Raw genomic sequence first — 10,578 nt, 5'->3', positions numbered from 1 at the left:
GTCGACGGTATCCCGAACTATCCGACGATCGAGGCGATGCTTGCGGCTGAACCTGGTGTCCAGGCGGTCTCGCTCTGCATGCCGCCGCAGTTCCGCTACGACGCCGCACGCACCGCGCTGGAGGCGAAGAAGCATGTGTTCCTCGAAAAGCCGCCGGGCGCGACGGTGAGCGAGGTCGAGCATCTCAAGGCGCTGGCCGACAAGAACGGCGTCTCGCTCTTTGCCAGCTGGCATTCGCGCTATGCGCCGGCGGTAGAGGCCGCGCGCGCCTTCCTCGTCTCGGCCAAGCTGACCTCGGCCGCCATCAACTGGAAGGAAGACGTGCGCCGCTGGCATCCGAACCAGGAATGGATCTGGGAGCCAGGCGGCTTCGGCGTTTTCGATCCGGGCATCAACGCCCTGTCGATCGCCACGCATATCCTGCCGCCGATGTTCATCACCTCGGCAGTGCTCGATTTTCCCGAAAACCGTGCGGCACCGGTCGCGGCGCATGTCGCCTTCCGCACCTCGAACGGCCTGCCGGTGACGATGGAACTCGACTGGTTGCAGACCGGGCCGCAGAGCTGGGACATCCTGGCCGAGACTGACAAGGGCAAGATGGTCCTGTCCGGCGGCGGCGCAAAGCTCGCCGTCGACGGCAAAGTCATTCACGACGAGCCGGAAGCCGAATATCCGATGCTTTACAAACGTTTCGCCGAGATCGTTCGCACGGGCACTTCCGATGTCGACCTCGCGCCGCTGCAGCACGTGGCCGACGCCTTCATGCTGGGCAAGCGCAATGTGGTCGAGGCGTTTTTCGACTGAGTCAGCGGCAAAGCGCCGAAGCGAGCGAAATCCCTATTCTACGATCGCGATGGCAAAGCCGTCATAGCCTTTGGCGCCGACGGTCTGGATGGCCGTGCCGTCCAGCCGCTTGTCACCGCTGATGAACGAAAACGCGGCGCGGGCGCCTTCGACATTGACGTCGCCGCTGTTCTTCTTCACGACCGCTCCGTCGCGGATGACGTTGTCGCAGACGATGACCGTGCCCGAGCGCGACAGCTTCATCGCCCAGTCGAGATAATTCGGGTTGTTGGGCTTGTCGGCGTCGATGAAGATCAGGTCGAATGGGGCGGCATTCTGGTCGGCCAGCGCGGCGAGCGACTGTAGCGCCGGGCCGACCCGCAGGTCGACCTTGTCGGAAACCCCTGCCCGCTCGAAATTCGAGTGCGCGACCCTGGCGTGGTGCGGAACGAGCTCCAGCGTCACCACCTTGCCGTCCGCCGGCAGTCCCCTCGTCATCCAGATGGTCGAGTAGCCGCCGAGCGTGCCGACCTCCAGCACGGTCTTCGCGCCTCGGATGCGCACCAGCAGCGACAGCAATTTGCCCTGCGCGGGCGACACGTCGATGGCCGGAAGGCCCTGGTCGCGGTTGGCCTTAAGCACGGCGTCCAGCACGGGGTCCGCTTCGAAAAGCGAGGAAACGATATAGTCATCGACTGCCGCCCAGGCCTTGCTGCTCATAGCTCTTCCTCCTTCGTGAAGTTAGATCGGGATGACGCTCGTAGATCCATCATCCCGATCTGGTTCTTTGTTGGAGCATGATCTTTCCTGAAAACCGGTACCCACTTTTTCAGGATCGTGCTCTGAATGCAAAAAGGGGCCCGCGCGGGCCCCTTCCTTTCTTCTCTTATATCATGCCGTTTACTGCGCGGCGTTGACCATGTCGGTCAGCATCGGGTCGGCGACCTCGACACCGGAGGCCTTGCGGCGCTCGTCGATGATGAGCTCGTCGCGCGAGGTTGCGATGCGCCTGATCTGGCTCATCGTGCCGCCCGTGCCGGCGGGGATCAGACGGCCGACGATGACGTTTTCTTTCAGGCCCTGCAGCATGTCGGTCTTGCCGGCAACCGCAGCCTCGGTGAGCACCCTGGTCGTCTCCTGGAAGGAGGCGGCCGAGATGAAGGACGGCGTCTGCAGCGAGGCCTTAGTGATGCCGAGCAGCACCGGCTGACCTTCGGCCGGCTTCTTGCCGTCCTCGATCAGGCGCTCGTTGACCTCTTCCAGCTCGATCACGTCGACGTGGTCGCCCGGGATGTAGGTCGAGTCGCCCTGCGTGGTGATCTCGACCTTCTGCAGCATCTGGCGAACGATCACCTCGATGTGCTTGTCGTTGATCGACACGCCCTGCAGGCGGTAGACCTCCTGGATCTCGTTGACGAGATAGGAGGCCAGCGCCTCCACGCCCTTGATCGCCAGGATGTCGTGCGGCGCCGGGTTGCCGTCGAGGATATAGTCGCCCTTCTCGATGACGTCGCCGTCCTGGAGATGGAACGGCTTGCCCTTCGGGATCAGGTACTCCACCGGCTCCAGCGTCGAGTCATGCGGCTCGATGATGATGCGGCGCTTGTTCTTGTAGTCGCGGCCGAAGCGGATCGTGCCATCGATCTCGGCGATGATGGCGTGATCCTTCGGACGGCGAGCCTCGAACAGTTCCGCAACACGCGGCAGACCACCGGTGATGTCCTTGGTCTTGGCGCTTTCCATCGGGATACGCGCCAGGACGTCGCCCGGCTTCACATGGGCGCCCGGCTCGACCGAGAGGATGGCCTCGACCGAGAGCAGGAAGCGTGCATCGCCGCCCTTCGACAACTTGCCGACCTTGCCCTTGGCGTCCTGGATGACGATCGCCGGCTTCAGGTCGCTGCCGCGCGGCGTCGAACGCCAGTCGATGACCTCACGCTTGGTGATGCCGGTCGACTCGTCGGCCGTTTCCTGAACGGAGATGCCGTCGACCAGATCCTCGAACGCCACGCGACCCTCGATTTCGGTGAGGATCGGGCGGGTATAGGGATCCCACTCGGCGATACGCTGGCCGCGCTTCACCTTGTCGCCATCGTCCACGAAGATGCGCGAACCATAGGCGACGCGGTGCGTGGCACGCTCCTTGCCGGTCTCATCGAGGATGAGCACCGCCATGTTGCGGCCCATGACCATCTGCTGGCCTTCCGAGTTGCGCACCACGTTGCGGTTGCGGATCTGCACCTTGCCCTCATAGGAGGCTTCAAGGAACGAGGAATCCACCACCTGCGCCGTGCCGCCCATGTGGAAGGTACGCATGGTGAGCTGGGTGCCCGGCTCGCCGATCGACTGCGCCGCGATGACGCCGACGGCCTCGCCCTGGTTGACGGGGGTACCGCGAGCCAGGTCGCGACCGTAGCAGCGGCGCACACGCCGGTCCTGACCTCGCAGGTCAGCGCCGAACGGATGCGGACCGACTGCACGCCGGCCTTTTCGATCTGCTCCACATCGCGCTCGTCCATCAGCTTGCCGGCCTTGACCAGCAGATCGCCGGTGACCGGATGGTTGATGTCGTCGAGCGCAGTGCGGCCCAGCACGCGCTGGCCGACCGAGGCGACGATCTGGCCGGCATCGACGATCGGCTGCATGGTGAGGCCCTTGTCGGTGCCGCAATCAACCGAGTTGACGATGCAGTCCTGCGCCACGTCGACGAGACGGCGGGTGAGGTAGCCCGAGTTCGCCGTCTTCAAGGCGGTGTCGGCCAGACCCTTGCGGGCGCCGTGGGTCGAGTTGAAGTACTCGAGCACGGTGAGGCCTTCCTTGAAGTTCGAGATGATCGGCGTCTCGATAATTTCACCCGAGGGCTTCGCCATCAGGCCGCGCATGCCGGCGAGCTGACGCATCTGGGTGGGCGAACCGCGCGCACCCGAATGCGACATCATGTAGATCGAGTTCATCGGCTTCTGACGGCCGTTGTCCTCGAATTCCACCGCCTTGATGCGCGCCATCATCTCGTCGGCGACCTTTTCCGAGCACTTGGCCCAGGCGTCGACGACCTTGTTGTACTTCTCGCCCTGCGTGATCAGGCCGTCATTGTACTGCTGCTCGTATTCCTTGGCCAAAGCCTCGGTGTCGGAAACAAGCTTCAGCTTGGTGTCCGGGATCAGCATGTCGTCCTTGCCGAACGAGATGCCGGCACGGCAGGCATGGGCGAAGCCGAGCGCCATGATGCGATCGCAGAAGATGACCGTCTCTTTCTGACCGCAGTGGCGGTAGACGGTGTCGATCATCTTGGAGATGTTCTTCTTGGTCATCTCCTGGTTGGCGGTCTCATACGGCACGTTGACGTTCTTCGGCAGAAGCTCGCCGATGATCATGCGGCCCGGCGTGGTGTCGTAGATCTTCGACACGACATTGCCTTCAGCGTCGACCGTGCGGAAGCGGCCCTTGATCTTGGCGTGCAGCGTCACGGCCTTGGTCTCCAGCGCATGCTGGAGCTCGCCCATGTCGGCAAACACCATGCCTTCGCCCGGCTCGTTCTGGTTGACGATCGAGAGATAGTAGAGACCGAGAACCATGTCCTGCGACGGCACGATGATCGGCGCGCCGGAGGCCGGGTGCAGGATGTTGTTGGTCGACATCATCAGCACGCGGGCTTCGAGCTGCGCTTCCAGCGACAGCGGCACGTGGACCGCCATCTGGTCACCGTCGAAGTCGGCGTTGAAGGCGGTGCAGACCAGCGGATGCAGCTGGATCGCCTTGCCTTCGATCAGGGTCGGCTCGAACGCCTGGATGCCGAGGCGGTGCAGCGTCGGCGCGCGGTTGAGCAGCACCGGATGCTCGCGGATAACCTCGTCGAGGATATCCCAAACCTCCGGACGCTCCTTCTCGACCAGCTTCTTCGCCTGCTTGACGGTCGAGGAGAAACCCTTGGCGTCGAGGCGGGCGTAGATGAAGGGCTTGAACAGCTCGAGCGCCATCTTCTTCGGCAGACCGCACTGATGCAGCTTCAGCTCCGGACCGGTCACGATGACCGAGCGACCGGAATAGTCGACGCGCTTGCCGAGCAGGTTCTGACGGAACCGGCCCTGCTTGCCCTTGAGCATGTCGGACAGCGACTTCAGCGGACGCTTGTTGGCGCCGGTGATGACGCGGCCGCGACGGCCGTTGTCGAACAGCGCGTCGACGGCTTCCTGCAGCATGCGCTTCTCGTTGCGCACGATGATGCCGGGAGCGCGCAGCTCGATCAGCCGCTTCAGGCGGTTGTTGCGGTTGATGACGCGGCGATAGAGGTCGTTCAGATCCGAGGTCGCAAAGCGGCCGCCGTCCAGGGGAACCAGCGGGCGCAGGTCCGGCGGGATCACCGGAACCACCTTCATGATCATCCATTCCGGACGATTGCCTGATTCCATGAAGTTCTCCACGACCTTGAGCCGCTTCAGATACTTCTTCTGCTTCAGCTCGGAGGTGGTCGAAGCCAGCTCCGAACGCAGGTCGCCGGCGATCTTCTCAAGGTCCATGCCGGCCAGGAGGTCATGGATGGCCTCGGCGCCGATCATGGCGGTGAAAGAATCCTCGCCATACTCGTCGACGGCGAGCATGTACTCCTCCTCGCTGAGGAGCTGGTTCTCCTTCAGCGCGGTGAGGCCCGGCTCGGTGACGATGTAGTTCTCGAAATACAGCACACGCTCGATGTCCTTGAGGGTCATGTCGAGCAGCGTGCCGATGCGCGAGGGCAGCGACTTCAGGAACCAGATATGGGCGACGGGCGCGGCTAGCTCGATATGGCCCATGCGCTCGCGGCGAACGCGCGACAGCGTGACTTCGACGCCGCACTTTTCGCAGATGACGCCCTTGTACTTCATGCGCTTGTACTTGCCGCACAGGCATTCATAGTCCTTGATCGGGCCAAAAATGCGCGCGCAGAACAGACCGTCACGCTCCGGCTTGAAGGTGCGGTAGTTGATGGTCTCCGGCTTCTTGATCTCGCCGAACGACCAGGACAGAATCTTCTCTGGGCTGGCAAGCGAGATCCGGATGGAATCGAACACCTGCGCAGGCGCCTGCGGGTTGAAGAGATTCATGACCTCTTGGTTCATGCCGTTCTCCTTTTCGGGGTCCTCGATAACCCCTTCAATCGATCGCGGACGAAATGTCCGCAGACTGGCCGGTCAAACCGGCCGAAGACTTCTTGGTTGAGCATGACCTTGTCCGAAAACCGGTGGCCACTTTTCGGGGTCATGCTCGGGGCGCGCCGCTTCCTGGAGCGGCGCGCCATAGGCTTCATTCGGCTGCGTCGGGCAGACGCGTCGGAGCCTCTTCGACCTGGGTGTTTTCCAGTTCCACATTGAGGCCGAGCGAGCGCATTTCCTTGACGAGAACGTTGAAGCTCTCCGGAATGCCCGCCTCGAACGTGTCGTCGCCGCGCACGATCGCCTCGTAGACCTTGGTGCGGCCGGCCACGTCGTCCGACTTCACCGTCAGCATTTCCTGCAGCGTGTAGGCGGCGCCGTAGGCTTCGAGCGCCCAGACCTCCATTTCGCCGAAGCGCTGGCCGCCGAACTGCGCCTTGCCGCCCAGCGGCTGCTGGGTGACGAGCGAGTACGGACCGATCGAACGCGCGTGGATCTTGTCGTCCACCAGGTGGTGCAGCTTGAGCATATAGATATAGCCCATCGTCACCTTGCGATCGAACGGCTCGCCGGTGCGACCGTCATAGAGCTGCGACTGACCGCTGGTGTGCAGGCCTGCCTGCTCCAGCATGGTGTTGATGTCGACCTCGTGCGCGCCGTCGAACACCGGTGTCGCGATGGAGACGCCGCGGCGCATCTGCTCGCTCAGGCGAACGATGCTCTCGTCGTCATACTCGCGGATCGGCTCGTTGCGATCGTTGGCCGGCATGAAGCTTTCCAGCGTCTTGCGCAGCGGCTTGATGTCGCCGCCACCCTTATACGCGTCGATCAGCTCGCCGATCTTCCTGCCCATGCCTGCGCAAGCCCAGCCCAGATGCGTTTCCAGGATCTGGCCAACATTCATGCGGCTCGGCACACCCAGCGGGTTGAGCACGATATCGGCATGCGTGCCGTCCTCGAGGAAAGGCATGTCCTCGACCGGAACGATGCGCGACACGACACCCTTGTTGCCGTGACGGCCGGCCATCTTGTCGCCAGGCTGCATCTTGCGCTTCACCGCCACGAAGACCTTGACCATCTTCATGACGCCCGGAGGCATTTCGTCGCCGCGCTGCACCTTCTCGACCTTGTCCATGAAGCGCTGCTCGAGCGCCTTCTTGGACTCGTCGTACTGGCCGCGCAGAGCCTCGAGCTCGCCCTGGAGCTTCTCGTTCTCCACGGCGAACTGCCACCACTGCGAACGCGGATACTCGTCGAGCGTGTCCTTCGACAGCTTCGAGCCCTTCTTGAAGCCCTTCGGCCCGGCAATCGCTTCCTTGCCGACCAGCATGTCGGAAAGACGCGCGTAGACGTTGCGGTCGAGGATCGCCTGTTCGTCGTCGCGGTCCTTGGCCAGACGCTCGATCTCCTCGCGCTCGATCGCCATCGCGCGCTCGTCCTTCTCCACGCCGTGGCGGTTGAAGACGCGGACTTCGACGACCGTGCCGAAGGTGCCCGGAGGCATGCGCATGGAGGTGTCGCGGACGTCCGAGGCCTTTTCGCCGAAGATGGCGCGCAGAAGCTTTTCTTCCGGTGTCATCGGGCTTTCGCCCTTCGGCGTGATCTTGCCGACCAGGATGTCACCCGGCTGCACCTCGGCGCCGATATAGACGATGCCGGCCTCGTCGAGGTTCTTCAGCGCCTCCTCCGAAACGTTCGGAATGTCGCGCGTGATTTCCTCCGGCCCGAGCTTGGTGTCGCGCGCCATGACCTCGAACTCCTCGATGTGGATCGAGGTGAAGACGTCATCGGCCACGATGCGCTCGGAGAGCAGGATCGAGTCCTCGTAGTTGTAGCCGTTCCACGGCATGAACGCGACCAGCACGTTACGGCCGAGCGCCAGATCGCCGAGTTCGGTCGACGGACCGTCGGCGATGATGTCGCCCTTGTTGACGCGGTCGCCCATGCGCACCAGCGGCCGCTGGTTGATGCAGGTGTTCTGGTTCGAACGCTGGAACTTCATCAGCCGGTAGATGTCGACGCCCGACTTGCCGGGATCGAGGTCTTCCGTGGCGCGGATAACGATACGGGTGGCGTCCACCTGATCGACCACGCCGCCGCGGCGAGCGCCGATGGCCGCGCCCGAGTCACGGGCGACGACCGGCTCCATGCCGGTGCCGACGAACGGCGCCTCGGCGCGCACCAGCGGCACGGCCTGACGCTGCATGTTCGAGCCCATGAGCGCGCGGTTGGCGTCGTCGTTCTCGAGGAACGGGATGAGCGCCGCCGCGACCGACACCATCTGCTTCGGCGAGACGTCCATCAGGTCGACGTTCTCGCGCGGCGCCATCATCACTTCGCCGGCGTTACGGCAAATGACGAACTCGTCGACGAAGCTGCCGTTCTTGTCGAGCTCGGCGTTGGCCTGCGCGACATAGTGCTTGGCCTCTTCCATCGCCGACAGGTAGACAACTTCGTTGGTCAGCTTGCCGCCCACGATCTTGCGGTACGGGCTTTCGATGAAGCCGTACTTGTTGACGCGCGCGAAGGTGGCCAGCGAGTTGATCAGACCGATATTCGGGCCTTCCGGCGTCTCGATCGGGCAGATGCGGCCGTAATGCGTCGGGTGCACGTCGCGCACCTCGAAGCCGGCGCGCTCGCGGGTCAGACCGCCCGGTCCAAGCGCCGAGAGGCGACGCTTGTGGGTGATCTCCGACAGCGGGTTGGTCTGGTCCATGAACTGCGACAGCTGCGAGGAGCCGAAGAACTCGCGCACGGCGGCGGCCGCCGGCTTGGCGTTGATCAGATCCTGCGGCATGACCGTGTCGATCTCGATCGAGGACATGCGTTCCTTGATCGCGCGCTCCATGCGCAGCAGGCCGACGCGGTACTGGTTCTCCATGAGCTCGCCGACAGAGCGCACGCGGCGGTTGCCGAGATTGTCGATGTCGTCGATCTCGCCCTTGCCGTCGCGCAGCTCGACCAGCGTCTTGACCACGGCCAGGATGTCTTCCTTGCGCAGCACGCGCACGGTGTCCTCGGCCTTGAGCTCGAGGCGCATGTTCATCTTGACGCGGCCGACGGCCGACAGGTCATAGCGCTCGCTGTCGAAGAACAGCGAGTTGAACATGGCTTCGGCGGTCTCGAGCGTCGGCGGCTCGCCCGGGCGCATGACACGATAGATGTCGAACAGCGCGTCCTGGCGGCTCTCGTTCTTGTCGACGTTGAGCGTGTTGCGGATATAGGCGCCGACATTGACGTGGTCGATGTCCAGAATCTGGATCTCGTCCTCGCCGGTGCCGAGCAGCACCTTCAGCGTCTTGTCGTCGATCTCGTCGCCGGCCTCGAGGAAGATCTCGCCGGTGGCATAGTTGACGATGTCCTCGGCGAGGTAGTTGCCGAGCAGATCCTCGTCGGTCGCCTTGATGGCCTTGAGACCCTTTTCGCCAAGCTGGCGGGCCTGGCGGGCGGTGATCTTCTTGCCTTGCTCGACGACGATTTCACCGGTGTCGGCATCAACCAGATCGCCGACGGCCTTGAGGCCGCGGAAGCGCTCTACGTTGAACGGAATGCGCCAATGGTCGCCGGCGCGCTTGTAGGTGATCTTGTTGTAGAAGGTCGACAGGATCTCTTCGCCGTCCATGCCGAGCGCCATCAGCAGCGACGTCACCGGGATCTTGCGGCGGCGGTCGATGCGGGCGTGCACGACGTCCTTGCTATCGAACTCGATGTCGAGCCACGAGCCGCGATAGGGAATGACGCGCGCGGCAAACAGAAGCTTGCCCGACGAGTGCGACTTGCCCTTGTCATGGTCGAAGAAGACGCCCGGCGAGCGGTGCATCTGCGAGACGATGACGCGCTCGGTGCCGTTGACGATGAAGGTGCCGTTCGACGTCATGAGCGGCATGTCGCCCATGTAGACGTCCTGCTCCTTGATGTCCTTGATCGACTTCGCGCCGGTATCCTCGTCGATATCGAACACGATGAGGCGCAGCGTCACCTTGAGCGGCGCAGCATAGGTCAGGTCGCGCTGACGGCACTCGTCAACGTCGAATTTCGGTGCCTCGAACTCATACTTCACGAACTCCAGCATGGAGGAGCCGGAAAAGTCGGAGATCGGGAAGACCGACTTGAAAACGGCCTGCAGTCCCTCGTCCGGACGGCCGCCCTTGGGCTCGTCCACCATCAGGAACTGGTCATAGGATGCCTTCTGAACCTCGATCAGGTTCGGCATCTCCGCAACTTCCGGGATCTTTCCGAAGAACTTGCGTACGCGTCTGCGGCCATTGAAAGTCTGGGTCTGGGCCATCGTCGCTCCTTAGCTCTAAACTCGGGACGAACCTCGCCGCGGCTCGCCTTGCACCAACGGGCCGCCTCGACGGCTGCCCCTATCTGTTTTCCGGCCTGCACTGCCAACAGCTTGGCGGGTACCGGCTAAAACGGGAGAAAACCCGTTTCCGGAAGGCCGCTTTTCGGCCCTCAGGAAAGAGGTTTTCAAACGCCTCGCGCAACAAAGTCTCCCTCAGTCCAAGGGAGGGGCGGACGGCGCGAGACCGTCCGCCCACGCCTAATTACTTCAGCTCGACCTTGGCGCCAGCTGCTTCCAGCTGAGCCTTGAACTTGTCGGCGTCGGCCTTGGAAACGCCTTCCTTGACCGGCTTCGGAGCCGCTTCGACCAGGTCCTTGG

Annotated in this window: 4 protein-coding genes and 1 pseudogene; 1 reads left to right on the top strand and 4 read right to left on the bottom strand. The window is 63.2% G+C overall.

The window, feature by feature from the left end; all coding sequences use genetic code 11:
- Positions 1-804, top strand: an 804-nt coding sequence (locus tag EOA28_RS12330; protein WP_148670698.1) for a Gfo/Idh/MocA family oxidoreductase, incomplete at its 5' end; no start/stop codon positions are given.
- Between the two features lie 33 nt (positions 805-837).
- On the opposite strand, the gene EOA28_RS12325 is transcribed toward EOA28_RS12330, so the two are convergent.
- The 4 genes and pseudogenes from EOA28_RS12325 to EOA28_RS12310 all read right to left on the bottom strand — a co-directional run.
- Positions 838-1,503 (bottom strand): O-methyltransferase, encoded by a 666-nt coding sequence (locus tag EOA28_RS12325; protein WP_127252434.1) that lies wholly within the window; start codon positions 1,501-1,503, stop codon positions 838-840.
- Positions 1,504-1,683: 180 nt separating this feature from the next.
- Positions 1,684-5,879: pseudogene (gene rpoC, locus EOA28_RS12320) on the bottom strand (DNA-directed RNA polymerase subunit beta').
- A gap of 184 nt (positions 5,880-6,063) precedes the next feature.
- Positions 6,064-10,200: a DNA-directed RNA polymerase subunit beta gene (gene rpoB / locus EOA28_RS12315; protein WP_127252430.1), complete on the bottom strand. Its 4,137-nt coding sequence runs from the start codon at positions 10,198-10,200 to the stop codon at positions 6,064-6,066.
- A 262-nt stretch (positions 10,201-10,462) separates the two neighbouring features.
- On the bottom strand, positions 10,463-10,578 hold a 116-nt coding region (locus tag EOA28_RS12310; RefSeq protein ID WP_148670697.1), incomplete at its 5' end, for a ribosomal protein L7/L12.

Source organism: Mesorhizobium sp. M2A.F.Ca.ET.067.02.1.1 (assembly GCF_004023285.1).
Taxonomy (GTDB): Bacteria; Pseudomonadota; Alphaproteobacteria; order Rhizobiales; family Rhizobiaceae; genus Mesorhizobium.
The sequence above is the reverse complement of the archived record's forward strand: the minus strand, read 5'-3'. Positions and strand labels throughout refer to the sequence as shown.